At 46.0% G+C, this 26598-nt stretch carries 33 protein-coding genes and 1 other annotated feature; all 33 genes read right to left on the bottom strand.

Annotated elements, in window-relative coordinates; all coding sequences use genetic code 11:
- Positions 1-73: 73 nt before the first annotated feature.
- Positions 74-1372 carry a preprotein translocase subunit SecY gene (secY, locus tag AC3WQ3_RS26550; RefSeq protein WP_095293410.1) on the bottom strand — a complete coding sequence of 433 codons (1299 nt, stop codon included), beginning with the start codon at positions 1370-1372 and terminating at the stop codon, positions 74-76.
- A complete protein-coding gene (gene rplO, locus AC3WQ3_RS26555; RefSeq protein WP_095293411.1) occupies positions 1372-1812 on the bottom strand; it encodes a 50S ribosomal protein L15 in 441 nt (146 codons plus the stop codon). Before rplO ends, secY begins: the two co-directional genes overlap by 1 nt.
- Before the next feature lie 42 nt (positions 1813-1854).
- Complete coding sequence (gene rpmD / locus AC3WQ3_RS26560; RefSeq protein WP_017692092.1) at positions 1855-2040, bottom strand: 50S ribosomal protein L30; 186 nt, start codon at positions 2038-2040, stop codon at positions 1855-1857.
- Positions 2041-2052: 12 nt separating this feature from the next.
- Entirely contained in the window at positions 2053-2550 is a 498-nt protein-coding gene (gene rpsE, locus AC3WQ3_RS26565; RefSeq protein WP_017692091.1) for a 30S ribosomal protein S5, read from the bottom strand.
- A 27-nt stretch (positions 2551-2577) separates the two neighbouring features.
- On the bottom strand, positions 2578-2946 hold the full coding sequence (rplR, locus tag AC3WQ3_RS26570; protein ID WP_095293412.1) for a 50S ribosomal protein L18: 369 nt from the start codon (positions 2944-2946) through the stop codon (positions 2578-2580).
- Between the two features lie 117 nt (positions 2947-3063).
- Positions 3064-3606 carry a 50S ribosomal protein L6 gene (rplF, locus tag AC3WQ3_RS26575; RefSeq protein ID WP_090924669.1) on the bottom strand — a complete coding sequence of 181 codons (543 nt, stop codon included), beginning with the start codon at positions 3604-3606 and terminating at the stop codon, positions 3064-3066.
- Between the two features lie 30 nt (positions 3607-3636).
- Positions 3637-4035 (bottom strand): 30S ribosomal protein S8, encoded by a 399-nt coding sequence (gene rpsH, locus AC3WQ3_RS26580; protein ID WP_095293413.1) that lies wholly within the window; start codon positions 4033-4035, stop codon positions 3637-3639.
- Positions 4036-4067: 32 nt separating this feature from the next.
- Entirely contained in the window at positions 4068-4253 is a 186-nt protein-coding gene (locus AC3WQ3_RS26585) for a type Z 30S ribosomal protein S14 (protein ID WP_095362279.1), read from the bottom strand.
- 74 nt (positions 4254-4327) lie between these two features.
- Positions 4328-4870: a 50S ribosomal protein L5 gene (rplE, locus tag AC3WQ3_RS26590; protein ID WP_095293414.1), complete on the bottom strand. Its 543-nt coding sequence runs from the start codon at positions 4868-4870 to the stop codon at positions 4328-4330.
- Between the two features lie 32 nt (positions 4871-4902).
- The gene (gene rplX, locus AC3WQ3_RS26595; protein WP_024633578.1) at positions 4903-5256 is read right to left on the bottom strand and encodes a 50S ribosomal protein L24; all 354 of its coding nucleotides are present in this window, start codon (positions 5254-5256) and stop codon (positions 4903-4905) included.
- A 41-nt stretch (positions 5257-5297) separates the two neighbouring features.
- Complete coding sequence (gene rplN, locus AC3WQ3_RS26600) at positions 5298-5666, bottom strand: 50S ribosomal protein L14 (RefSeq protein WP_090905289.1); 369 nt, start codon at positions 5664-5666, stop codon at positions 5298-5300.
- A gap of 35 nt (positions 5667-5701) precedes the next feature.
- Complete coding sequence (gene rpsQ / locus AC3WQ3_RS26605; RefSeq protein WP_095293415.1) at positions 5702-5968, bottom strand: 30S ribosomal protein S17; 267 nt, start codon at positions 5966-5968, stop codon at positions 5702-5704.
- A gap of 48 nt (positions 5969-6016) precedes the next feature.
- Positions 6017-6214 carry a 50S ribosomal protein L29 gene (gene rpmC / locus AC3WQ3_RS26610; protein ID WP_017692083.1) on the bottom strand — a complete coding sequence of 66 codons (198 nt, stop codon included), beginning with the start codon at positions 6212-6214 and terminating at the stop codon, positions 6017-6019.
- Positions 6204-6638: a 50S ribosomal protein L16 gene (gene rplP, locus AC3WQ3_RS26615; RefSeq protein WP_017692082.1), complete on the bottom strand. Its 435-nt coding sequence runs from the start codon at positions 6636-6638 to the stop codon at positions 6204-6206. Before rplP ends, rpmC begins: the two co-directional genes overlap by 11 nt.
- Before the next feature lie 2 nt (positions 6639-6640).
- A complete protein-coding gene (gene rpsC / locus AC3WQ3_RS26620) occupies positions 6641-7306 on the bottom strand; it encodes a 30S ribosomal protein S3 (protein ID WP_090924673.1) in 666 nt (221 codons plus the stop codon).
- Positions 7307-7321: 15 nt separating this feature from the next.
- Entirely contained in the window at positions 7322-7654 is a 333-nt protein-coding gene (gene rplV, locus AC3WQ3_RS26625) for a 50S ribosomal protein L22 (protein ID WP_095293416.1), read from the bottom strand.
- Positions 7655-7689: 35 nt separating this feature from the next.
- Positions 7690-7968, bottom strand: a complete 279-nt coding sequence (rpsS, locus tag AC3WQ3_RS26630; RefSeq protein ID WP_095293417.1) for a 30S ribosomal protein S19 — start codon at positions 7966-7968, stop codon at positions 7690-7692.
- Between the two features lie 71 nt (positions 7969-8039).
- Positions 8040-8870, bottom strand: coding sequence for a 50S ribosomal protein L2 (gene rplB / locus AC3WQ3_RS26635; protein WP_095293418.1), 831 nt, complete (start codon positions 8868-8870; stop codon positions 8040-8042).
- A 31-nt stretch (positions 8871-8901) separates the two neighbouring features.
- On the bottom strand, positions 8902-9192 hold the full coding sequence (gene rplW / locus AC3WQ3_RS26640) for a 50S ribosomal protein L23 (RefSeq protein WP_024633586.1): 291 nt from the start codon (positions 9190-9192) through the stop codon (positions 8902-8904).
- Complete coding sequence (gene rplD, locus AC3WQ3_RS26645; RefSeq protein ID WP_095293419.1) at positions 9192-9815, bottom strand: 50S ribosomal protein L4; 624 nt, start codon at positions 9813-9815, stop codon at positions 9192-9194. Before rplD ends, rplW begins: the two co-directional genes overlap by 1 nt.
- Positions 9816-9840: 25 nt before the next feature.
- Positions 9841-10464 carry a 50S ribosomal protein L3 gene (gene rplC / locus AC3WQ3_RS26650; RefSeq protein ID WP_095362280.1) on the bottom strand — a complete coding sequence of 208 codons (624 nt, stop codon included), beginning with the start codon at positions 10462-10464 and terminating at the stop codon, positions 9841-9843.
- 43 nt (positions 10465-10507) lie between these two features.
- Complete coding sequence (rpsJ, locus tag AC3WQ3_RS26655; protein ID WP_017692074.1) at positions 10508-10816, bottom strand: 30S ribosomal protein S10; 309 nt, start codon at positions 10814-10816, stop codon at positions 10508-10510.
- A 436-nt stretch (positions 10817-11252) separates the two neighbouring features.
- Positions 11253-12443: an elongation factor Tu gene (tuf, locus tag AC3WQ3_RS26660; RefSeq protein ID WP_095362281.1), complete on the bottom strand. Its 1191-nt coding sequence runs from the start codon at positions 12441-12443 to the stop codon at positions 11253-11255.
- Between the two features lie 99 nt (positions 12444-12542).
- Entirely contained in the window at positions 12543-14621 is a 2079-nt protein-coding gene (fusA, locus tag AC3WQ3_RS26665) for an elongation factor G (protein WP_153980060.1), read from the bottom strand.
- 47 nt (positions 14622-14668) lie between these two features.
- Entirely contained in the window at positions 14669-15139 is a 471-nt protein-coding gene (rpsG, locus tag AC3WQ3_RS26670) for a 30S ribosomal protein S7 (RefSeq protein ID WP_056697679.1), read from the bottom strand.
- A gap of 86 nt (positions 15140-15225) precedes the next feature.
- A complete protein-coding gene (gene rpsL / locus AC3WQ3_RS26675) occupies positions 15226-15648 on the bottom strand; it encodes a 30S ribosomal protein S12 (protein WP_017692070.1) in 423 nt (140 codons plus the stop codon).
- Between the two features lie 154 nt (positions 15649-15802).
- On the bottom strand, positions 15803-16051 hold the full coding sequence (locus tag AC3WQ3_RS26680; RefSeq protein ID WP_076292165.1) for a ribosomal L7Ae/L30e/S12e/Gadd45 family protein: 249 nt from the start codon (positions 16049-16051) through the stop codon (positions 15803-15805).
- A 203-nt stretch (positions 16052-16254) separates the two neighbouring features.
- On the bottom strand, positions 16255-19869 hold the full coding sequence (gene rpoC / locus AC3WQ3_RS26685) for a DNA-directed RNA polymerase subunit beta' (RefSeq protein ID WP_095293423.1): 3615 nt from the start codon (positions 19867-19869) through the stop codon (positions 16255-16257).
- A 112-nt stretch (positions 19870-19981) separates the two neighbouring features.
- Positions 19982-23527: a DNA-directed RNA polymerase subunit beta gene (rpoB, locus tag AC3WQ3_RS26690; RefSeq protein WP_095293424.1), complete on the bottom strand. Its 3546-nt coding sequence runs from the start codon at positions 23525-23527 to the stop codon at positions 19982-19984.
- 393 nt (positions 23528-23920) lie between these two features.
- A complete protein-coding gene (locus tag AC3WQ3_RS26695) occupies positions 23921-24538 on the bottom strand; it encodes a class I SAM-dependent methyltransferase (protein WP_336784369.1) in 618 nt (205 codons plus the stop codon).
- Between the two features lie 96 nt (positions 24539-24634).
- On the bottom strand, positions 24635-24997 hold the full coding sequence (rplL, locus tag AC3WQ3_RS26700; protein WP_095293426.1) for a 50S ribosomal protein L7/L12: 363 nt from the start codon (positions 24995-24997) through the stop codon (positions 24635-24637).
- Between the two features lie 72 nt (positions 24998-25069).
- Positions 25070-25573 (bottom strand): 50S ribosomal protein L10, encoded by a 504-nt coding sequence (rplJ, locus tag AC3WQ3_RS26705; protein ID WP_095293427.1) that lies wholly within the window; start codon positions 25571-25573, stop codon positions 25070-25072.
- Between the two features lie 24 nt (positions 25574-25597).
- Positions 25598-25744, bottom strand: a sequence feature (ribosomal protein L10 leader region).
- A 67-nt stretch (positions 25745-25811) separates the two neighbouring features.
- Complete coding sequence (gene rplA, locus AC3WQ3_RS26710; RefSeq protein WP_095293428.1) at positions 25812-26504, bottom strand: 50S ribosomal protein L1; 693 nt, start codon at positions 26502-26504, stop codon at positions 25812-25814.
- Between the last annotated feature and the right edge of the window lie 94 nt (positions 26505-26598).

Consider the following 26598-nt stretch of genomic DNA (forward strand, 5'->3'; position numbering starts at 1 on the left):
AAGACTACCCTACATCAACAAACAGCACAATAGGTGCCGGCAAGTAAATCTTAGCTTGACCGGTACCTATTGCCTATTTATTGATAAAACCTTTGTAGTGGCGTTTGATCAATTGGCTTTCGATTTGCTTCATGGTATCGAGCGCAACACCGATAACGATCAGGAGAGACGTTCCTCCAATTTGCGCCGATTGAGGCAAACCAGAAAGTGCCCCTAAGAATACAGGCAGAACGGAAATGACTGCCAAGAAGATGGCTCCGGCCATTGTCAAACGAGTCATGACACGGGTCAGATATTTCTCGGTTGCTTTACCCGGGCGAATGCCTGGGATGTAACCGCCGTTCTTTTTCATATTATCAGCCATCTGCTGTGGATTCATCTGTACAAAAGTATAGAAGAAAGTGAAACCGAAGATCATCACGACATACAATAACATACCCAGAGGTTTGTGAGTAGTCAGATTTTGTCCGATCCACTGTGCCCATAAACGATCAGCCCAGAAGTTGGCGATAATCGTTGGGAACATCAACAGAGATGAAGCAAAGATGACAGGGATAACACCTGCTGCGTTAATCTTCAGCGGGATATGTGTATTCTGTCCACCGTACATTTTGTTACCTACGACGCGTTTCGCGTACTGCACAGGAATTTTCCGAATCGCCTGCTGAATGTAAATGACACCGATGATAATCAACACAATAACAATCGCGACGATTACACCTTTAAGGATGTTCATGAACAACTGATCAGGTTGAATGAAGTCGGACTCGATTGTCTGTTTGATAATGTTAGGCACCGTTGAGAGGATACCCGCAAAGATCAAAATCGAAATCCCGTTTCCTATGCCCTTCTCGGTGATCTGCTCACCAAGCCACATCAGGAATGAAGTACCGGCCGTAAGTACAATCGCGATCAAGATATAATCAGCAAAAGTGGCGTTAGGCACCATCTCTGTATTGTACAAGCGGTTGAATCCGATCGACGTACCAAACGCTTGAATCAATGCCAGACCGATCGTTAAATAACGAGTCAGCTGAGCTGATTTTTTCTTACCTTGTTCACCTTGCTTAGCCCATTCCGCTAACTTAGGGATAACGTCCATGGAAAGCAACTGTACTATGATAGACGCAGTGATGTAAGGTACGATCCCGAGTGCAAAGATCGAGAACTGGAACAGTGCTCCACCCGAGAACGTATTGAGAAGTCCAAAAACTTCTTTACCCGCAGAATTTGTCGCTTCGAAAACCTCTTTGTTTACTCCAGGTACTGGAACGAAGGATCCGATGCGGTAAATGATCAGTACAAAAAGGGTAAATAATACCCTTTTGCGCAGATCTTCAACCCGCCAGATATTCTTTAGGGTCTTGAACATTAAATCACCTCGGTTGTACCGCCGGCAGCTTCAATTTTCTCCACCGCAGATTGAGAAAACTTGTTAGCTTTAACAGTCAGCTTCACAGTGACTTCACCGTTACCCAGGATCTTGATTCCGGATTTAGCGTTTTTAACTACGCCGTTCGTCATCAAGAATTCTGGAGTTACTTCAGTACCCGCAGCAAAACTGTTCAGGTCTTCAATATTCACAACCGCATATTCCTTGCGAGTTGGGTTTACGAAACCACGTTTTGGCAAGCGACGATACAATGGATTTTGTCCACCTTCGAAGCCCGGACGTACACCACCGCCGGAACGAGCGTTTTGTCCTTTGTGACCGCGACCTGATGTTTTACCCGTACCACTACTTGGACCGCGACCAAGACGTTTACGCTCTTTGCGGGATCCAGGAGCTGGGGAAAGCTCATGTAACTTCATCGTTCGTTGCACCTCCTTAAAGATTTATGGGAATATCCCGTATTAAGCTTCTACTTCTTTAACAGCTACCAAGTGACTTACTTTGTTAATCATACCACGAATGGCTGGATTATCATTTTGAACCACTTTGCTGTTGATTTTGCGCAAGCCCAATGTTTTCACAGTTGTTCTTTGCGTCTCCGGACGTCCGATCAAGCTGCGGACGAGGGTAATTTCCAATTTAGCCATGAGATTCCCTCCTTAACCCAGAAGCTCTTCGACGGATTTTCCGCGCAGTTTAGCCACGTCTTCAGCACGCTTCAAACGGGACAAACCTTCCAAAGTCGCATTGACCATGTTCATGGAATTCGAAGAACCCAGAGATTTTGTCAAAATGTCACCTACACCAGCAAGTTCGAGAACCGCACGTACAGGACCACCAGCGATAACACCAGTACCTTCAGATGCTGGTTTCAACAGAACGCGTCCTGCGCCGAACTTACCTGTTACCAAGTGAGGAATCGATGTTCCTACGAGTGGAACGTGTACAAGGTTTTTCTTAGCGTCTTCAATACCTTTGCGAATTGCATCAGGTACTTCGCCCGCTTTACCGATACCAGCTCCAACCCAGCCGTTGCCGTCGCCGACTACAACCAGTGCGCTAAAGCTGAAACGGCGTCCGCCTTTTACTACTTTAGCTACGCGATTAATATTTACAACTCTTTCAGTCAGTTCCAAAGTATTCGGATCTACACGCAAGTCGTTAACCTCCTTTTGAAAAATATCTTAAAACTCAAGTCCTGCTTCACGAGCCGCTTCAGCCAATGCTGCGATACGACCATGGTACAGATATCCGCTACGGTCAAATACGATGTTAGAAACGCCTTTGTCTTTCGCACGTTTTGCAACGAGTTCGCCAACTTTACGAGCTGACTCAACAGAAGCGCCGTTTTTGATGTCGCTGCTCAGTTCTTTGTCTACAGTAGACGCGGAAGCGATCGTTACACCAGCTACGTCATCGATAATTTGAGCGTACATATGTTTACCAGAACGGAATACGTTCAAACGAGGACGTGCTGCCGTTCCTTGGATTTTCTTACGAACACGCAGGTGTCTTTTCAGACGAGCCTTGTTTTTATCTTGTTTCGTAATCATCTCAGGGATTCACTCCTTTCAGGTTACCTCGCTGGCTTCAAACCGGAAGCCACGGGGTATATTAGAAACACACGAAGCAAGCAAGCCGAAAGCCGCGCAAAGGCGGTAAGAGAAATCTTATTTCTTCTTACCGGCTTTACCTTCCTTACGGATGATACGCTCGCCTTCATATTTAATACCTTTACCTTTGTACGGCTCAGGTTCACGAACGGAACGGATTTTAGCAGCGTAAGCACCTACGCGCTCTTTGTCGATCCCGCGAACGATGATTTTTGTATTCGAAGGAACTTCGAATTCAATTCCCGCTTCCGGTGTAATTTCAACCGGGTGAGAGTATCCAACGTTCAGAACGATTTTATCTCCGGATTTGCTTGCACGATATCCGACCCCAACCAACTCCAGAGATTTTGCGAATCCTTCAGTAACGCCGCTCACCATGTTGCTTACAACGCTGCGCGTTGTGCCGTGCAAAGAACGGTGAGTTTTGTTATCGGAAGGACGCACAACTGTAATTTCGTTGTTCTCAACTGTAACCTTCATGTCTTTATGAAGTTCACGAGTCAGAGTTCCTTTTGGTCCTTTTACCGTAATAACGGTGTTGTCCAGTGTGATGTCCACACCACTTGGTACTGTAATTGGTTTGCGACCAATACGAGACATATGTTGCACCTCCTATCTTGTGACGTTATATTACCAAACGTAGCAAACGACTTCTCCGCCGGATTTCGATTGACGAGCTTCTTTGTCCGTCATAACACCTTTGGATGTCGAGATGATCGCGATACCCAGGCCACCAAGTACACGAGGTACTTCGTTGCTTTTCGTGTAAACACGAAGACCAGGTTTACTGATTCTTTTCAGACCAGTGATAACGCGCTCGTTATTTTGACCGTATTTCAGGAAAACACGGATAATCCCTTGTTTGTTATCATCGATAACTTCAGCGTCACGGATGAAACCTTCACGCTTCAGGATATCGGCGATTTGTTTTTTCATTGTCGAAGCAGGCATTTCTACTGTTTCGTGACGAACAGTGTTCGCGTTACGAATACGAGTAAGCATATCTGCAATTGGATCAGACATAGTCATTGTGAGTTAACCTCCTTCCCGTTCAGGACTTTTTACCAGCTTGCTTTTTTCACGCCAGGAATCTGGCCTTTATAAGCTAATTCACGGAAGCAAATTCTGCAAATTTTGAACTTTTGCAGCACCGAATGTGGACGTCCGCAACGCTCACAGCGTGTATAAGAACGCACTTTAAACTTTGGTGTACGTTGTTGTTTAACTTTCATCGAAGTTTTTGCCACTTTAGCCTGACACCTCCTAAATAATTTCGGAGAAAAGGGAGTCCTTCCAGACACCCGGAAACGTTATGCCAACTTTATTTTACGAAAGGCATTCCCAGTTGCGTGAGCAACTCACGGGACTCTTCGTCTGTTTTCGCCGTTGTTACAATAACAATGTCCATACCGCGGACTTTGTCTACTTTATCATACTCGATCTCTGGGAAGATCAATTGTTCTTTCAGACCCAGTGTGTAGTTACCACGTCCGTCGAACGCTTTGCTCGATACACCGCGGAAGTCGCGGACACGAGGCAATGTAACGTTGAACAATTTATCGAGGAAGTAGTACATACGCTCGCCGCGCAATGTAACTTTCACACCGATAGGCATGTTCTCACGCAGTTTGAAACCTGCGATAGATTTTTTAGCACGAGTGATTACAGGTTTTTGACCTGCGATCAGTTGCAAATCGTTTACTGCGGAATCCAACACTTTGGAGTTTTGGACAGCGTCGCCCACACCCATGTTGATAACGATTTTCTCGATTTTAGGCACTTGCATTACCGTTGTATAGTTAAACTTCTGCATCAAACCAGGAGCGATTTCTTGCAGGTAACGTTCTTTCATTCTTGATGCCATGAATCATAGCCCTCCTTTCTCATTCGGTTCAATTAGTCGATAATTTCTCCGGAACGTTTAGCAACGCGCACTTTCTTTCCGTTATCCAACACTTTGTAACCAACACGGGTTACTTTTCCGCTCTTTGGATCGATGTGCATCACGTTGGAAACGTGAATCGGAGCTTCCTTCTCGATAATGCCGCCTTGCGGATTTTGCTGGTTAGGCTTCTGGTGTTTTTTAATCATGTTAACACCTTCCACAAGGACGCGGTTCTCACGAGGATAAGCAGCGATGACACGGCCTTTTTTACCTTTGTCTTTACCGCTGATCACCATAACCGTATCTTCTTTTTTAACGTGAAGTTTGTTGTTATGGGATTCCAGAACTTTTTTCACTCTTGGCATTTCGTACACCTCCTGTTTCTAAACATCACGAGCTTAATCTATTAGATAACCTCTGGGGCCAAGGAAACGATTTTCATGAAGTCTTTCTCGCGAAGTTCACGAGCAACAGGTCCGAAAATACGTGTTCCACGTGGGCTTCTGTCGTCTTTTACAACAACAGCTGCATTTTCATCAAAACCGATGTAGGAACCGTCTTTACGACGTACAGAACGTTTCGTACGAACGACAACCGCTCTAACTACATCACCTTTTTTGACAACGCCGCCTGGTGTTGCTTGTTTTACAGAACAAACGATCAGATCACCGATTTGTGCTGTACGACGTCCCGTACCGCCGAGTACGCGGATACACATCAGTTCCTTCGCACCGGAGTTGTCGGCTACAGCCAAACGTGTAAATGGTTGAATCATTTAGTATTCCTCCTTCCAGCTATGCTGATAATGCATTAGATGATAACCGCTTTTTCTACGATTTCAGTAAGTCTCCAGCGTTTATCTTTCGAAAGCGGACGAGTCTCCATGATTTTCACCGTGTCACCGATTTTCGCAGTGTTTTCTTCGTCATGCGCTTTGAACTTTTTAGTAACCTTGATGCGTTTATGGTACAATTTATGGTTTTTGTAAGTTTCTACAGCAACAACAATCGTTTTATCCATTTTATCGCTAACAACTTTACCAGTTTGCACTTTACGTGCGTTACGTTCTTCGCTCATTGTTGGCCTCCTTCCTGATTACGGACGGAATGTATATCCGACCTCTAATTAACCGATACCCAGTTCTCTTTCACGGATGATGGTTTTAGCACGAGCTATTTCTTTCCGCACATCACGGATTCGAGTCGGGTTATCCAGCTGACCGGTAGCGAGTTGAAAGCGGAGGTTAAAGAGTTCTTCTTTAAATCCGGCAATCTTTTGCTCGATTTCAGCAGAGGTTAGGTTGCGAAATTCACTAGCTTTCATTTGCTTCACCACCCAATTCTTCACGTTTCACAAACTTCGTTTTGATTGGCAGTTTGTGAGCGGCAAGACGCATCGCTTCGCGTGCGATCTCCTCCGGTACACCAGCAAGTTCAAACATGATCTTACCTGGTTTCACAACTGCAACCCATTTTTCTACGTTACCTTTACCGCTACCCATCCGAACCTCGAGAGGCTTTTGAGTGATTGGTTTGTCAGGGAAAATTTTAATCCAGACTTTACCACCACGTTTGATGTAACGAGTCATCGCAATACGAGCCGCTTCGATTTGCCGGTTCGTAATCCAAGCCGGTTCCGTAGCTTGCAGACCGTATTCGCCAAAGTTCAGCGTAGTTCCGCCTTTTGCTTGGCCTTTCATATGTCCACGTTGTTGCTTACGGTGTTTTACACGTTTTGGTACCAACATGATTAGTTGCCTCCTTCCTTAGCAGCTTGTTTCTTAGCCGTAGGAAGAACCTCTCCACGATAGATCCATACTTTTACGCCGATACGGCCGTAAGTTGTATGAGCCTCTGCTGTACCGTAGTCGATGTCGGCACGAAGCGTGTGCAGTGGAACAGTTCCTTCGCTGTAGCCTTCCGAACGTGCGATCTCAGCTCCGCCAAGACGTCCGCCCACTTGAGTTTTAATACCTTTTGCACCAGAGCGCATAGTTCTTTGAATAGCTTGTTTCAGAGCACGACGGAAAGAAACGCGACGTTCCAGTTGTTGTGCAATGCTTTCTGCTACCAGGATTGCGTCCAGGTCTTGGTTCTTAATTTCAGAGATGTTGATGTGTACTTTTTTACCGCCAGCAATTTTCGTAATTTGGTTACGAAGATTCTCAACTTCAGATCCACCTTTACCGATTACCATACCTGGTTTCGCTGTGTGAATCGTTACGTTCACGCGGTTAGCCGCTCTCTCGATTTCAACACGAGACATAGCGGAGTCTTTCAATTTATTTTTCAGGAATTCACGAATTTTCACGTCTTCCATCAAAAGATCACCGAAGTCTTTGCCTGCATACCATTTAGATTCCCAGTCACGGATAACTCCGACACGGAGTCCGACCGGATTTACCTTTTGGCCCACACGTTTTCCCTCCTTCTACTTTTCAGATACCACCAAAGTGATGTGGCTAGTACGTTTGTTAATACGACTTGCACGTCCCATTGCACGAGGGCGGAAACGTTTCATTGTCGGTCCTTGGTTCACGTAAGCTTGCGAAATGACCAAGTTATTAACATCCATAGAATAGTTATGTTCCGCATTCGCAATAGCGGAGTTAAGCAACTTCTCGACGATTGGAGAAGCGGATTTCGGAGTGTGACGGAGAATGGCAACCGCCTCACCAACTTGCTTGCCGCGAATCAAGTCAACAACGAGTTGAACTTTACGAGGAGCAATCCGGATAAACTTAGCATGTGCTTTTGCTTCCATTGTGTAACCTCCTCTCAAACATTAAAGATGTTCATTTATCTTCTTGTTTTCTTGTCATCATCAGTATGGCCTTTGTACGTACGGGTTGGAGCGAACTCACCCAATTTGTGTCCGACCATGTCCTCAGTCACGTATACTGGCACGTGTTTACGTCCGTCATATACGCCGAATGTGTGTCCGATGAATTGTGGGAAAATTGTAGAGCGACGGGACCAGGTTTTGATAACGTTCTTTTTACCGGAAGCGTCCATCTCTTCTACCTTTTTCAGCATGTAGCCATCAATGAATGGCCCTTTTTTCAAACTGCGACCCATGTGGAGATCCTCCCTTCAAACGTAGCGTTTATGCATCCGCAGATGCCTCACGAAGTTATGCACAGTGTGTATTACTTCGTGCGGCGGCGAATGATGTATTTATCAGAAGCTTTATTTTTCTTACGCGTTTTGTAACCAAGAGTAGGTTTACCCCATGGTGACATTGGCGATTTACGTCCGATTGGAGCACGACCTTCACCACCACCGTGTGGGTGATCGTTAGGGTTCATTACTACACCACGAACTTCAGGACGTTGTCCCAACCAACGGCTACGACCGGCTTTACCGATTTTGATGAGCTCGTGGTCTTGGTTACCAACAGAACCGATTGTTGCACGGCAAACTTTCAGAATACGACGAACTTCTCCGGAAGAGAGACGAACGGAAACGTATTTTTCTTCTTTACCAAGCAATTGAGCTTCTGTACCAGCAGCACGAACCAATTGTCCGCCTTTACCTGGTTTCAACTCGATGTTGTGGATAACGGTACCTACTGGAATGTTTTCAAGTGGCAGTGCGTTACCGATTTTGATGTCGGATTCAGGACCGGAGAAGATTTGATCTCCAACTTTCAATCCTTTAGGAGCAATGATGTAACGTTTCTCACCATCAGCATAGTGGATCAGGGCGATGTTCGATGTACGGTTCGGGTCATACTCGATCGTAGCAACGCGGCCCGGTATTCCATCTTTAGTACGTTTGAAGTCAATGATACGGTATTTACGTTTATGTCCACCACCGTGGTGACGAACTGTAATTTTACCTTGGTTGTTGCGGCCAGCCTTTTTGCTCAGTGGGGCCAACAACGATTTCTCCGGCTGATCTGTGGTGATTTCCTCAAATGTAGATACGGACATGTTCCGTCTTGCCGGGGATGTCGGTTTATACTTTTTGATTGGCACTGGGTTTCCCTCCTTACTTCAACAATTTCAATTATACAGTTTCAAAGAACTCAAGCGTTTTGCTGTCTTGTGTCAGTGTTACAAACGCTTTTTTCCATTCGCTAGTATATCCGGAATAACGTCCGTACCGTTTAGGCTTAGCTGGAACACGAAGAGTGTTCACGTTTTTCACTTTTACGTTGAAAATAGCTTCCACGGCTTTTTTGATCTCGGTTTTGTTTGCACGGATATCGACTTCAAATACATATTTCAAGTCATTCATCATGTCAGCAGTACGTTCCGTAATAATCGGACGTTTAACAATATCACGAGGATCCTTCATTACGCGAGCACCTCCTCTACCTTCTGAACTGCTTCTTTCGTAATGATCAGTTTGTCGTGCGCAAGCACGTCAAGAACATTAATGCCGTCAGCTGCTACGAATTTCACGCCAGGAATATTCCGTGCGGAAAGAGCCACATTATCATCATAGCTAGGAGCTACGATCAAAGCTTTGCGTCCAACTTTCAAGTTGTTCAAGATGGCTGCAAATTCTTTTGTTTTAGGTGTGCTCAACGAAAGAGCGTCCAAAACGATAATGTCATTGTCGAGCACTTTGGATGAAAGAGCTGATTTGATCGCCAGACGGCGAACTTTCTTAGGCAGTTTGTACGCATAGCTCCGTGGTGTCGGACCAAATACGATACCGCCGCCTTTCCATTGTGGAGAACGAATCGAACCTTGACGAGCGCGACCTGTACCTTTTTGTTTCCAAGGCTTACGTCCACCGCCACGTACTTCAGAACGTCCTTTTACTTTGTGGGTACCTTGACGAAGGGAAGCGCGTTGCATAAGCACTGCATCGTACAGAACGGAAGTGTTCGGCTCTACTCCGAATACTGCATCGTTCAGTTCAACTTCGCCCACTTGGCTACCATCTACATTGTAAACTGATACTTTTGGCATTTTGTGTTCCTCCTTTCTTCAGTGGTTATTTTTTCACCGTTTCTTTAACTTTTACAAGACTGTTTTTCGGTCCAGGAATGGAACCCTTCACGAGCAACACGTTACGCTCAGCGTCTACTTTAACAACTTCAAGACGTTGGATTGTAACAGTCTCATGACCCATGTGTCCTGGCAAGTGTTTGCCTTTAGGAACGCGGTTAGCTTGGATCGAACCCATCGAACCCGGGCCACGGTGATAACGAGAACCGTGAGACATAGGTCCAGTGCTTTGTCCCCAACGTTTGATTACGCCGGCAAAACCTTTACCTTTAGAAATACCCGTTACGTCAACGAATTCGCCTTCTGCGAAAATGTCAGCTTTCAACTCTTGGCCAACTTCATATTCCGCGATGTTGATGCCGCGAAGTTCACGAACGTAGCGCTTAGGGGCAGTATTCGCTTTTTTAGCGTGTCCTGCTTCTGGCTTATTGGCATTTTTCTCTTTCTTATCGGAGTAACCGATTTGAACTGCTTCGTAGCCATCGTTCTCAAGATCTTTCTTTTGCAAAACAACACAAGGTCCTGCTTCGATAACTGTTACTGGTACTACGTTACCTTCAGCGGTAAACACTTGAGTCATTCCAAGTTTTTTTCCTAAGATACCTTTCATGTTGACACCTCTTTTCCTTTATACATGGTCTTGTTGATTTATATTACAGTTTGATTTCGATATCTACACCGGACGGCAGATCCAAGCGCATCAAGGCATCCACAGTTTGTGGAGTCGGGTTAACGATGTCGATCAAACGCTTATGTGTGCGTTGCTCGAATTGCTCCCGAGAATCCTTGTACTTGTGTACCGCACGAAGAATAGTAATGATTTGTTTTTCAGTTGGAAGCGGAATCGGACCGGATACACCAGCACCCGAACGTTTTGCTGTTTCAACAATTTTCTCCGCGGATTGATCAAGAATTCTGTGGTCGTAAGCTTTCAAACGAATACGAATTTTTTGCTTTGCCATTTTAGTCCCTCCTTCTATCGCCCAATTTATTATCGGACATACTCCGTGAAAATTTTCCGACATCCCTCCCATGGCAAAGGGGCCGGGTGTGTCAGTAACCTCTCACATCATCGCAACGTCTCAGAACAACATTCATTATTATATAGAAAAAATGGGCGTATTGCAAGCATATTTAAGAAAAACATTTAAACTAATCTTTTCATATCGAAATGACGTTGTTTAATGTGTTGTTCCCTTGTTATGCAAGCTGCCTTAACCGATCTTTTATATACATCTGATTGCTATTCACAGTATGACGCAGGTTCCGAATCTCTTACACATAATAAAAGAGTTCTTTATCCGATGTCGGATAAAGAACTCTTCCGAAGCTTCGTTACAGTACAATGTTACTCGTTCCAGTACACTGTTGCATATGCTTACTCAGCAGAAAGCTGAATTATTTTTGGATGGATGCTACTGCACCGGCACCAACTGTACGTCCACCTTCGCGGATCGCGAAGCGTGTACCTTCTTCAATCGCAATTGGATTGATCAGTTGTACAGTTACTGTGATGTTGTCGCCTGGCATTACCATTTCAGTACCTTCTGGCAGGTTGATGATACCTGTTACGTCAGTTGTACGGAAATAGAATTGTGGACGGTATCCTGTGAAGAAAGGTTTGTGACGTCCACCCTCTTCTTTAGTCAGAACGTATACTTGAGCTGTAAATTCTGTGTGTGGTTTAACAGAACCTGGTTTAGCAAGTACTTGTCCACGCTCGATGCTTTCACGGTCAACACCACGCAGCAATGCACCGATGTTGTCACCCGCTTGAGCGGAATCCAGCAATTTACGGAACATTTCAACGCCCGTAACTACGGATTTTTTAGTTTCTTCGTGGATACCCACGATTTCGATCTCTTCACCGACTTTAACAGTACCACGCTCTACACGACCTGTAGCAACTGTACCACGACCAGTGATGGAGAATACGTCCTCAACTGGCATCAAGAAAGGTTTGTCAGTGTCGCGCTCTGGAGTTGGGATGTAAGTATCGATTTCTTTGAACATCTCAACGATTTTTTGAGCCCACTCACCATCAGGGTTTTGCAGAGCTTCACGAGCAGATCCACGAGTGATTGGAGTATCGTCACCTGGGAACTCATATTCGTTGAGCAAGTCGCGAACTTCCATTTCAACCAGTTCCAACAACTCTTCGTCTTCAACCATGTCGCATTTGTTCAAGAATACAACGATGTAAGGTACGCCTACTTGACGGGAGAGCAAGATGTGCTCACGAGTTTGTGGCATTGGGCCGTCAGCTGCGGATACTACCAAGATAGCTCCGTCCATTTGTGCCGCGCCAGTGATCATGTTTTTAACATAGTCGGCGTGACCTGGGCAGTCAACGTGAGCGTAGTGACGAGCGTCAGTTTCGTACTCAACGTGAGCTGTGGAGATTGTGATACCGCGTTCGCGCTCTTCTGGAGCTTTGTCGATTTGATCGAAAGCGATCGCTGCGCCACCGTAAGTTTTGGACAATACAGTAGTGATTGCAGCAGTCAGAGTTGTTTTACCATGGTCGACGTGACCGATAGTACCAATGTTAACGTGTGGTTTATTACGTTCGTATTTAGCCTTTGCCATTTGAACGTGGCCTCCTTAAAATGTTAAATTTTATGTTTTCACTGGACGTTAGCATCTAGAAGATTATATCCCTATGCACTAGCGTCCAGTGTGAGAAAACTACTCGGTGCCTTTTGTTTTGGCAACGATCTCTTCAGCGATGCTCTTAGGAACTTCTTCATAGTGAGAAAGCTCCATGGAGAATACGCCGCGTCCTTGAGTACCGGAACGAAGAGTTGTAGAGTATCCGAACATTTCGGACAAAGGTACTTTAGCACGAATGATTTGAGCTCCACTACGGGAATCCATACCTTCAATGCGGCCACGACGGGAGTTCAACATACCCATAACATCACCCATGTACTCTTCCGGAACGGTTACTTCTACTTTCATGATTGGCTCAAGCAGAACTGGACTACATTTGTCTTTTGCTGCTTTCAGCGCCATCGATCCGGCAATTTTAAATGCCATCTCGTTGGAATCGACATCATGGTAAGATCCGTCTACAATTGTAGCCTTAACGTCTACAAGCGGGAAGCCTGCAATAACGCCGTTTTTCATTTGCTCTTCAATCCCTGACAGTGCTGGTTGAATGTATTCTCTCGGAACCGAACCACCGACAATCTTACTTTCGAACTGACTGCCTGTACCTGGCTCGAGTGGTTCGAACTCAACCCATACGTGACCGTATTGACCACGACCACCGGATTGACGAACGAATTTACCTTCAACACGCGCTGGAGCACGGAATGTTTCGCGGTAAGCTACTTGTGGTTTACCCACAGTAGTTTCAACCTTGAACTCACGACGCATACGGTCGATGATGATATCAAGGTGAAGCTCACCCATACCTGCCAAGATTGTTTGACCTGTTTCTTCGTCAGTGTGAGCGCGAAGAGTTGGATCCTCTTCTGTCAACTTACCGAGAGCAACACCCATTTTATCTTGGTCAGCTTTGGTTTTAGGTTCAACGGCGATTTCGATAACCGGATCAGGGAAGTTCATCGATTCCAAGATAACCGGGTTTTTCTCATCACATAGTGTATCACCTGTACCTGTATCTTTCAAACCTACGGCAGCTGCAATGTCACCGGAATAAACTTCAGTGATCTCTTGACGGCTATTAGCGTGCATTTGAAGGATACGACCGATACGCTCACGTTTGTTTTTAGTGGCATTCAATACGTAAGAACCGGATTGAAGAATACCGGAGTATACGCGGAAGAATGTCAATTTACCAACGTAAGGGTCAGTCATGATTTTGAAGGCCAATGCAGAGAATGGCTCTTCATCGGAAGACTTGCGAACTGCTTCTGTTCCGTCTTCAAGGAGACCCTTGATTGCTGGAACGTCAACTGGAGCTGGCAAGTAGTCGATAACAGCGTCCAACATCAGTTGAACACCTTTGTTACGATAAGAGGATCCACAGATTACTGGGAAGATCTTAACTTCTACTACACCTTTACGGAGAGCGGATTTGATCTCTTCAACAGTGATCTCTTCGCCTTCCAGGTATTTCATAGTCAATTCTTCGTCGAGTTCTGCAACCCGCTCAATCAATTCGTTGCGGAGTTCTTCAACTTGATCAGCAAATTCCGCAGGAATTTCGGTTTCTTCGATATTTTGTCCAAGGTCATCTTTGTACATATGAGCCTTTTGTTCAACGATATCGATGATACCTACAAAATCATTTTCAGCGCCGATTGGCAGTTGAATCGCAACTGCGTTCGCTTGAAGGCGATCACGCATGTCAGCGACAACGTTCAAAAAGTCAGCACCGATGATATCCATTTTATTTACGTAAGCGATACGAGGTACGCCGTAACGGTCAGCCTGTCTCCATACAGTTTCAGACTGAGGCTCAACGCCTTCTTTCGCACTGAATACACCAACTGCTCCGTCCAATACACGAAGGGAACGTTCAACTTCAACAGTGAAGTCAACGTGTCCCGGGGTATCAATGATATTAACGCGGTGGCCTTTCCAAGCAGCGGTAGTCGCAGCGGAAGTAATCGTAATTCCGCGCTCCTGTTCCTGTTCCATCCAGTCCATTGTCGCAGCGCCTTCGTGAACTTCACCGATTTTGTGCGTACGGCCTGTGTAGAACAAGATCCGCTCAGTTGTCGTGGTTTTACCCGCATCAATATGAGCCATGATCCCGATATTACGTGTATTTTTCAAGGAGAACTCTCTTGCCATGAAATGGGTCTCCCTTCAAAATTGAAGTTTTTATTGTGAACTGAATCCTACCAACGGTAGTGAGCAAACGCTTTGTTCGCTTCAGCCATTTTGTGCGTATCTTCACGTTTCTTAACGGAAGCGCCTGTGTTGTTGGAAGCGTCGATGATCTCAGCCGCCAAACGCTCTTCCATTGTTTTCTCACCGCGGTTGCGGGAGTAGTTCACGAGCCAACGTAAACCCAAAGCAGTACGTCTCTCTGGTTTTACCTCGATTGGTACTTGGTAGTTGGCACCGCCGACACGGCGAGCTTTAACTTCCAGGACTGGCATGATATTCTTGATTGCTGTCTCAAATACTTCCATCGGGTCATTACCCGTGCGTTCTTGGATCAACTTGAACGCATTATACAGAATGCTTTGAGCAACACCGCGTTTTCCGTCGAGCATGATGCGGTTGATCAAACGAGTAACCAACTTGGAGTTGTATACCGGATCTGGCAACACGTCTCTTTTCGTAACTGGACCTTTGCGTGGCATGGATATCCCCCTTTCTTTCTTGCTAAGCTGATCCTGTACCCTGGACATTAAGCCAGAGAATATTCAGGATCGCTTCTTATAATGTGTTAGGCTTTTTTAGCTTTAGGACGTTTAGCACCGTATTTAGAACGAGCTTGCATACGGTTGTTCACGCCTGCAGTATCGAGTGCTCCACGAACGATGTGGTAACGAACCCCTGCAAGGTCCTTAACTTTACCTCCGCGAATCAATACAACACTGTGCTCTTGCAAGTTATGTCCGATACCCGGGATATAAGCAGTTACCTCGAGACGGTTCGTCAAACGAACACGGGCATATTTACGAAGTGCAGAGTTCGGTTTACGTGGAGTCATTGTACCTACACGAGTGCAGACACCACGTTTTTGTGGGGCACTGATGTTAGTAGATTCACGTTTCAAAGCGTTGAACCCTTTTTGCAATGCTGGTGATTTGGACTTTTCAACTTTAGCTTGACGTCCTTTGCGTACCAGTTGGTTAATAGTTGGCATGTGATTGCCACCCCCTTCCTCAATTGTTCATGTTTCTTTATAAACCTCTTATCGCTAAGTCCACAGACCCAGGCGGTTCATAAAAAGACAAATGAAAAGTTTTTGCCTTGGAGAATCCCTAAAAAGTTCTCGGACAAAAACGTTCCTTACCCTATCATTTTGCGACAGCAGCCATTGCTGCTCCCACTCCAATCCCGCAAGCTTTGCCGAGATTTTTCATTGTGTCCACTTTCGTGTACTTCACATTGTGTTGTTCACACAAGGCAATGATTTTGGAAGTGAGCTGCGGATCACTATCTTCGGCCACATAGACCTCAGCAGCCATTCCTGACTGGACCATCCGCATGGTCTGTTTTGTACCTATTTTGACATGAGCATCTTGCAGGCCTTTTTCATTAGACATTGTTCATTCCTCCGAATAGGACATATACAATCAGCTGCTCACGCACCTTTGATATATTAGCATCTAGCGCAAGCAATGTCAATGCTAATCGTAAAACATTTATTCAAAGTTTTCGCACATCAGGAAATGTCCGTCTGCATTAAACAGACGTCCATCCCCTGACATACAAAACTTTATATTCACCCTAAACAGGGGGAATCTATTTAATCAACGGAAACGGGCTCAAGTTCTTCAACTGAAGACTGACCATCTTCCGGCTCAGCAAATTTGATACTGCGGTAACGGTTCATACCTGTACCTGCAGGGATCAGTTTACCGATGATTACATTTTCCTTCAGACCGAGCAACTGATCGACTTTACCTTTGATCGCTGCATCTGTCAGTACACGCGTAGTCTCTTGGAACGATGCCGCAGAGAGGAAGGAGTCTGTTTCGAGAGATGCTTTTGTGATACCGAGCAAGATTGGTTTCGCAACCGCTGGCTCTTTATCACTAAGAATCGCTGTTTTGTTAGCTCTTTCGTACTCATGCGTATCCACGAACGATCCTGGCAGCAGCGTTGTATCTCCTGCATCAACGATGCGGATTTTACGCAGCATTTGACGGATCATAACTTCAACGTGTTTATCATTAATTTCTACGCCCTGGTTACGGTATACGCGTTGTACTTCCTGCAGAATGTAGTTCTGTACACCACGTACGCCTTTGATGCGCAGCATTTCTTTTGGATCGATGGAACCATCAGTCAGCTCGTCGCCTGCTTCGATCTCCATGCCTTCGCTTACGCGAACACGGGAACCGTAGGTAACGGAGTAAACTTTGGATTCCGCTTCACCTTGAATTTCGATTTCGCGACGGTCTTTTGCTTCGCGAATCTCTTTGACAATACCGTCAATCTCACTGATCGTTGCTTGACCCTTAGGATTACGAGCCTCAAACAACTCCTGGATACGCGGCAAACCTTGCGTGATATCGTCTCCGGCTACACCACCGGTGTGGAACGTACGCATTGTCAGCTGTGTTCCTGGCTCACCAATGGATTGTGCAGCGATGATACCAACTGCTTCACCGATCTCCACGTGTTTACCAGTCGCCAGGTTGCGACCGTAACATTTTTTGCAGACACCATGACGAGCACGGCAGCTGAGTACGGAGCGGATTTGCAATTTGGTTACACCTGCTTTGATGATTGCCTCTGCTTTGTCGGAGTCAATCAGCTCATTGCGATGTGCAATAATTTCTTTTGTTTCCGGATGACGAACTGTTTCGAAGCAGTATCTTCCTTCGATACGGTCGTAGAGATCTTCAATAACCTCTTTACCATCCTGGATACGGCTAACCGTAAATCCTTTATCTGTACCACAATCATCTTCACGCACGATCACATCTTGTGCCACGTCTACGAGACGACGAGTCAGGTAACCTGAGTCAGCTGTACGCAAGGCCGTATCGGCCAAACCTTTACGGGCACCGTGTGTCGAGATGAAGTATTCGAGTACCGTCAGACCTTCACGGAAGTTCGATTTGATTGGGAGTTCGATGATACGACCAGACGGGTTGGCCATCAGACCACGCATACCGCCCAATTGGGTGATTTGCGATTTGTTACCCCGTGCTTTGGAGTCAACCATCATCATGATGGAGTTGTAACGATCCATCGACTTCATCAGAATCTCGGTGATATCATCTTTCGATTTAGACCAGATATCAATGATGCGGTCATAGCGCTCTTCATTCGTAATCAGACCACGACGGTACTGGTTCGTAACGATTTGTGCTTTTTCTTCGGATTGTCTGAGGATCTCTGTTTTCTCATCTGGTACCACAACGTCCGAAACCGCAACCGTAATACCGGCACGAGTCGAGTACGTGAAACCAAGCTGTTTGATTTTATCCAGAATAACGGCTGTTTCCGTTGTATGGTAAATTTCAAAACAACGAGCGATGATTGTACCCAGATATTCCTTACCAACACCACCTGCTTGAGGTGCGTTCATGATTGCTTCTCTCAGGTCAGTCCCCTTCTCATACACAAAGAAATGCTCTGCAGTACCTTGATAAAGGTTTGCACGAGTTGCATCGTTAATGTAAGGGAAACTTGCTGGGAAGATTTCATTAAAGATGATTTTACCGACAGTTGTCAGCAACATTGCATCTTGTTGTTTTTCAGTAAAGCTAGTTTTACCCAGAGCTTTAACCGGAATCGCTACGCGTGCATGCAAGCCGGCAGTACCACGTTGATACGCAGATACAGCCTCGTTCACTGTACGCAGGATCATGCCAGTACCCTTTTCTTCCTTGTTGTCCATAGTCAGGTAGTATGAACCTAGGACCATATCCTGGGAAGGGGTAACAACTGGTTTACCGTCTTTCGGGTTCAAAATGTTACCAGATGCAAGCATCAGGATACGTGCTTCCGCTTGTGCCTCAGCAGACAACGGAACGTGCACGGCCATTTGGTCACCGTCAAAGTCGGCATTGTATGCCGTACATACGAGTGGGTGAAGACGAATGGCTTTACCTTCAACCAGAATTGGTTCGAACGCTTGAATACCGAGACGGTGAAGCGTAGGGGCACGGTTGAGTAGAACCGGATGCTCCTTAATTACTTCTTCAAGAACATCCCATACTTCAGGACTTACACGCTCAACTTTACGTTTTGCGCTCTTGATATTGTGGGCAAGCCCTTTATTCACAAGTTCTTTCATTACGAAAGGCTTGAACAGTTCAAGTGCCATATCTTTTGGCAGACCACACTGATACATCTTCAGGTAAGGTCCGACAACGATAACAGAACGACCAGAATAGTCAACACGTTTACCGAGCAAGTTTTGACGGAAACGTCCTTGTTTACCTTTCAGCATGTGGCTGAGAGATTTCAATGGACGGTTACCAGGACCCGTTACCGGGCGTCCGCGACGGCCGTTGTCGATCAATGCGTCAACAGCTTCCTGCAGCATCCGTTTTTCGTTCTGCACGATGATGTCTGGTGCGCCCAGATCAAGCAAGCGTTTCAGACGGTTGTTCCGGTTAATTACACGGCGGTACAGATCATTCAAGTCAGACGTTGCAAAACGTCCACCATCCAATTGTACCATTGGACGAAGCTCCGGCGGGATAACAGGAAGTACATCCATGATCATCCACTCAGGTTTGTTACCTGAGTTGCGGAAAGCTTCAATAACTTCCAAACGTTTGATTGCACGGTTACGACGTTGTCCTTGTGCAGTGCGGAGCTCTTCCTTCAGGAATTCAAGCTCTTTGTCTACATCAAGGTCTTGAAGCAGTTTTTTAACCGCTTCTGCACCCATGCCAGCTTGGAAACCATATCCGTATTTTTCACGGTAGCTGCGGTATTCTTTCTCGGACAACAGCTGTTTTTTCTCCAGTGGAGTTTCTCCTGGATCAGTTACTACATAAGATGCAAAATAGATAATCTCCTCAAGTGATCTTGGAGACATATCCAAAGCGAGACCCATGCGGCTCGGAATACCTTTGAAGTACCAGATGTGCGATACCGGAGCAGCGAGCTCAATATGGCCCATCCGTTCACGGCGTACTTTGGCACGTGTTACTTCAACACCACAGCGGTCACAGACAACGCCTTTATAACGAACGCGTTTGTATTTACCACAGTGACATTCCCAGTCTTTCGTAGGGCCAAAAATCTTTTCGCAGAACAGCCCTTCTTTTTCCGGTTTCAACGTACGATAGTTGATCGTTTCCGGTTTTTTCACTTCTCCGCGGGACCAAGAACGAATTTTTTCTGGGGAAGCAAGCCCGATCTTCATGTATTCGAAATTGTTGACGTCCAACAAGGAGCAACCCTCCTTAACCAATTCCTGTATTCTAGGTTACGCCTTCTCCGGCCGAAGCCGGAGCAAGACGCGAGCCTGATGAAAAACGCCGGTCATCATGCGCCCGAAGTGGTTACTCCACTCCGACCTCTGAACCCTCAAGGTTGAGGCTGAGCTTATCGCTCGCAGCGTCATCTTCATCGTCCATTTCTTTCATTTCAATCTCTTGTTCATCTTCACTCAAAATCTTAACGTCCATACCCAAGCTTTGCAGCTCTTTGATCAATACTTTGAACGATTCAGGAACACCCGGCTCCGGAACATTCTCACCTTTGACAATGGACTCATATGTTTTCACCCGACCAACAACATCATCGGACTTAACAGTCAAGATTTCTTGCAGAGTATAGGCAGCGCCGTATGCTTCAAGCGCCCAAACCTCCATCTCCCCGAAACGCTGTCCACCGAATTGGGCTTTACCACCCAGCGGCTGTTGCGTAACGAGTGAGTAAGGACCTGTGGAACGGGCATGGATTTTATCATCAACCATGTGCGCCAGCTTGATCATGTGCATGACGCCGACAGTTACTTCACGTTCAAACTCTTCACCCGTACGTCCATCGTACAGAACGGTTTTACCATTACGCTGCATGCCTGCTTCTTCCATCGTATCGAAGACGTCATACTCTTTCGCTCCGTCGAATACAGGAGTAGCTACGTGGATACCGAGCTGCATAGCAGCCATACCCAAGTGAACTTCGAGCACTTGACCGATGTTCATCCGGGAAGGTACGCCCAGCGGGTTAAGAACGATTTGAACCGGTGTTCCGTCCGGCAGGAATGGCATATCTTCTTCCGGCAGGATACGAGCTACGACCCCTTTGTTACCGTGACGTCCGGCCATTTTATCACCCTCGGAGATTTTCCGTTTTTGAGCGATATAGACACGAACGAGTTGGTTAACACCTGGAGGCAGTTCATCACCGTTTTCACGGGTAAATACTTTCACGTCTACGACGATCCCGTCAGTACCGTGAGGCACACGCAAGGATGTATCACGAACTTCGCGTGCTTTCTCACCGAAGATTGCATGCAGGAGACGTTCTTCCGCAGTCAGTTCAGTTACACCTTTAGGCGTTACTTTACCAACCAGGATATCGCCAGCAGCGATTTCGGCACCAATCCGGATAATACCACGCTCATCGAGGTTACGCAGCGCTTCTTCCCCTACGTTAGGGATGTCACGTGTGATCTCTTCAGGTCCGAGCTTGGTATCACGCGCTTCTGACTCATACTCCTCGATGTGGATGGACGTGTAGACATCTTCCTTCACGAGTTTTTCACTAAGCAGAATCGCATCCTCGTAGTTGTAACCTTCCCAAGTCATGAAGGCAACAACGACGTTGCGTCCCAAGGCCAATTCGCCCATTTCCGTCGAAGGACCGTCAGCGAGGATGTCGCCAGCTTTGACAACAGCACCACGTTTGACAATCGGACGTTGGTTAATGCATGTTCCTTGGTTCGAACGCATAAATTTGTGTAATTTATATTTAACGATATCGCCTTTAACTTCTTGGCCATCTACCTCTTCCACACGACGGAGCCAGATTTCATTCGCAGAAGAACGTTCAATAATCCCGTCATATTTGGAGACAATACATACACCGGAATCTTTTGCAGCTTTGTGTTCCATACCTGTTCCTACAAGCGGAGCTTTAGGAATCAAGAGAGGAACCGCCTGCCGCTGCATGTTGGATCCCATCAGTGCGCGGTTGGAGTCATCGTTCTCAAGGAACGGAATGAGCGCCGTAGCGACGGATACAACTTGTTTAGGAGATACGTCCATGTAGTCAACGCGCTCGCTCGGCATCGTAAGGATGTTATCCGATTGTTTGTTGTAACGTACAATGATCGCTTCTTCTGCAAATGTTCCATCTTCATTCAGTTTCGCGTTCGCTTGAGCGACAACGTAGTTGTCCTCTTCGTCTGCTGTCAGATAATCGATTTGCTCGGTTACGACACCAGTCTTCGGATCGACCCAGCGATATGGAGCTTCGATGAAACCATATTCGTTCACACGGGCAAATGTAGACAAGGAGTTGATCAAACCAATGTTTGGTCCCTCTGGAGTCTCGATTGGACACATCCGGCCATAGTGGGATGGATGGACGTCACGGACTTCCATGCCTGCACGCTCACGTGTCAAACCGCCCGGTCCGAGTGCGGACAGACGACGTTTATGCGTCAACTCACCCAGAGGGTTCGTTTGATCCATAAACTGTGACAATTGGGAGCTACCGAAGAACTCTTTAATAGATGCAATTACAGGACGTATGTTAATCAATGCCTGTGGCGTGATCACGTTAGCATCCTGAATGGACATTCTCTCACGAACAACACGTTCCATACGGGACAAACCGATACGGAACTGGTTTTGCAAGAGTTCACCAACCGAACGCAGACGACGGTTACCCAGGTGATCGATATCATCTGTGCTTCCGATGCCGTGCAAAAGGTTAATGAAATAACTGATTGAAGAAATGATATCTGCCGGTGTTACGTTCTTCACTGATTTATCAATGTTAGCATTGGCAATCAGTTTAACGACTTTACCATCTTCAATCGGCGAGAACACATCAATTGTTTGCATTGGAATATCATTCGCATCCAGAACTCCGTTAGCTACGTGATACGTACGGAAGCCGACACTCTTCTCCAGATATGGCATGATTTCATCGAGCAAACGACGGTCAACCATTTGACCTGCTTCGGCGATAATTTCGCCAGTTTCAGTATCAACGAGAGACTCAGCCAAACGTTGATTGAACAAACGGTTTTTGATGTGGAGCTTTTTGTTGATTTTGTAACGACCTACGTTAGCCAGGTCATAGCGTTTTGGATCAAAGAAACGAGCTACGAGCAAGCTTTTCGCGTTATCCAGCGTTGGTGGCTCGCCCGGACGAAGACGCTCATAAATTTCAATCAGCGCTTTCTCCGTGGAATCCGTATTGTCTTTGTCCAGCGTGTTGCGAATATATTCGTCATTACCGAGCAGATCCAGAATCTCAGCGTCTGTGCCAAAACCAAGAGCACGCAGGAGAACCGTAACTGGAATTTTACGTGTACGGTCGATCCGGACGTATACAACATCCTTCGCGTCCATCTCCAGTTCGAGCCAAGCGCCGCGGTTAGGAATAACTGTAGCGGTATACGTTTTTTTGGCGTTCTTATCTACTTTGGTACTGAAGTAAACGCTAGGAGAGCGAACCAACTGGCTGACAATAACCCGTTCCGCACCATTAATAATAAACGTGCCGGTTTCGGTCATCAGCGGGAAATCTCCCATGAATACTTCCTGCTCTTTGACTTCGCCGGTTTCCTTATTAATGAGCCGGACTTTGACCCGAAGCGGTGCTGCATAAGTAACGTCACGCTCTTTCGCGTCGTCTACTGTATACTTCGGTTCACCGAGACTGTAATCGATAAATTCCAAAATCAAGTTGCCTGTAAAATCCTGGATCGGCGAGATATCCTGGAACATTTCGCGCAACCCTTCCTCCAAAAACCAATCGTAAGATTTTTGTTGGATCTCAATCAGGTTCGGAACTTCGAGTATCTCGTTAATTCGTGCATAACTGCGCCGAGTGCGTCGACCATATTGAACAAGATGTCCTGCCAACTTAAACTCACCCCTCAATGTCTACTCACTTTAAAAATTTCGTTGCGAACCTCTGTTTGTAACCTTATAATGGTACACATACAGAGCAAAGCAATGCATCCACAAATAAAGAAAAGCCCTTACTCGAATGTCGTTCGAAAAAAGAGCAACTTTGATCGGCGGATGTCTTCCAAAATCATACTTATCCCCAGTTTGCCCAAAATGTACATATTATACGCCAAACGTAGGCATAATAAGCCCGTTCGGCGTAAAAAAAGATTGACATTTTTAGTTAGCTAAAGCCAAGTAGGGCATCTTAATACTGACATTTTACAATAATACCACGACCTGAATTTCAAGTCAATAGTCCTATTGCAAAAAAAATGCTCCCCTGCTTACTTTACAAATCGGAAACTAGCCTTCGGACGAGTCCTCCGTTTTCACCGCTTTGAAAATCCGGTAGCCTTTATCTTTCGTTACTTCTTCCACTCTGCCAAACAAGGATTCCAGCTTCGCTTTTGCCGAAGGAGCCCCTTGCTTTTTCTGAATGACAATCCACAACGAACCACCTACCTTCAGATGCTGATGCGCCTGCTCAAAAATGGTATGAACGGTTTCCTTCCCTGCTCGAATCGGCGGGTTGGTTAGAACTGCGTCAAAATCCTTCTGGTTCACTTCAGAAAGTAGATTACTTTGCATTACCGTTACATTCGTGATTCCATTTGCTTTTGCATTCTCTCTGGAAAGCTCAACCGCTCTCTCGTTGATATCAATCATGGTGACATGTCCCTCGGGTACAAGCTTGGCTGCCGTAAGACCAATTGGTCCATACCCGCAACCCACATCCAGAACATGAGCCCCAGCAGTTAACTCTATTGCATCAATCAGTACTCTGCTGCCGTAATCGATTCCGCTCTTGGAAAATACACCTGCATCGGTAACGAATCGCAATTTCCATCCACGAAGCTCCGCTTCCGTTGCCCGTCTGTCATGTGCGACCTGCGGTTTGTCCGAATAATAATGATTGGACATGTCCTCACTCACTTTCCATATACAATTACAGCAACAAACCCCTTGATATAAGTCAAGGGGTTTGTTGTTTTGTTCATTCAGCTTGTAAAAGCCAAATTATTTAACTTCGATTGTAGCGCCTGCTTCTTCCAATTTAGCTTTGATGGATTCAGCTTCTTCTTTGCTAACTTTTTCTTTCAATGCTTTTGGAGCATTGTCAACTACTTCTTTAGCTTCTTTCAGGCCAAGACCTGTGATTTCGCGAACTGCTTTGATAACGTTGATTTTGGAAGCGCCAGCGCTTGCCAAGATTACGTCGAACTCGGATTGCTCAGCTTCTGCAGCTGCAGCGCCGCCACCTGCAACAGCTACTGGAGCTGCAGCAGTTACGCCGAATTCTTCTTCGATTGCTTTAACAAGATCGTTCAGTTCCAGTACAGTCATGCCTTTGATTGCTTCCAAGATTTGCTCTTTACTCATGATTGAACCTCCATATATAATTTTATTTTTTTGTCATTCAATGCTGCCTAAGCAGCTATCAGATCAAGTAGCTTACGCGCCTTGTTCTTCTTTTTCCGCAACAGCTTTAACCGCAAGCGCGAAGTTGCGCACTGGCGCTTGAAGCACGCTGAGGAGCATGGAGAGGAGACCTTCGCGGGATGGCAGTTCTGCCAATGCCTTAACTTCTTCTACTCCGATTACACGACCTTCAACAACTGCACCTTTCAATTCCAGTGCGTCGTTCTTTTTAGCGAAGTCGTTCAGAATTTTGGCTGGAGCCACAGCATCTTCGGCGCTGAATGCAATTGCAGTAGGACCTGTAAGAACGCTATCGAGTTCTGTCAGTTCTGCTGCAGCAGTCGCACGGCGAAGCAATGTGTTTTTCAGCACTTGGAATTCGATTCCGGCTTCACGAAGCTGCTTACGCAGCTCAGTTACTTGGGCAACGTTCAGACCGCGATAGTCAACAACAACTGTCGTAGCGCTCTCGCGCAATTTCGCTGTTACTGCATCAACGGACTCTTGTTTTGCTTGAATCACTTTTGCGTTTGCCAAACTGTACACCTCCTGATCAAATTTATCCCATTAAGAAAAGCCTCCGTAGAATCACGAAGGCTTGATATATACTCATAATCGATTTACATCGTTCTAAGTTCTATAATCATACCTCGGTAGGAAATTAAGCCTGATGGCACCTACTGTCTACGGCAAGCATATTCAAATGTCAACGGTCAGTCACTCGGACTCACAACTTTTATATCATACCAAAACAGAACAAGTCTGTCAACAGATATTATCTAAAAGATGCTGCGTTCACGCGTGCGCCAGGGCCCATCGTGGAAGAAAGAGAAACATTCTTCAGATAAACACCTTTTGCTGCCGCCGGTTTAGCACGGTTCAGAGCGTCCATGAGAGCTTTCAAGTTCTCGTTCAGTTGCTCTGCAGAGAAAGATGCTTTACCGATCGGTGCATGAATTTGACCTGCACGATCCAGACGATATTCGATTTTACCCGCTTTAATTTCTTGAACAGCCTTGGATACATCGAAAGTTACCGTTCCGGCTTTAGGGTTAGGCATCAGACCTTTACCGCCGAGCAGTCGGCCCAATTTACCTACTTCACTCATCATATCTGGTGTCGCTACGCAGACGTCGAATTCGAACCAGCCTTGTTGGATTTTGTTGATCATGTCTGCATCACCAACATAGTCCGCGCCAGCCGCTTCCGCTTCTTTCGCTTTGTCACCTTTTGCAAATACCAATACGCGTTGTGTTTTACCTGTGCCGTGTGGCAAGACAACTACACCACGTACAGCCTGGTCTTGCTTACGAGGGTCAACGCCCAAGCGTACTGCTGCTTCGATCGTTTCATCGAATTTTGCAGTGGCTGCCTTTTTCACAAGCTCTACAGCTTCTGAAGGCTCGTAAGTTGCTTCGCTGTCAATCAGCTTAGCAGCTTCCAGGTATTTTTTACCGTGTTTAGCCATGTTATATTCCTCCTTTGTGGTTTTAGCGGATATACCTCCCACATCAACCGGCCGCGAATCGGCCGGCTTTACGAAGCCATGTTTCAGATGAAAA

This window comes from Paenibacillus sp. FW104-T2 (assembly GCF_058789975.1).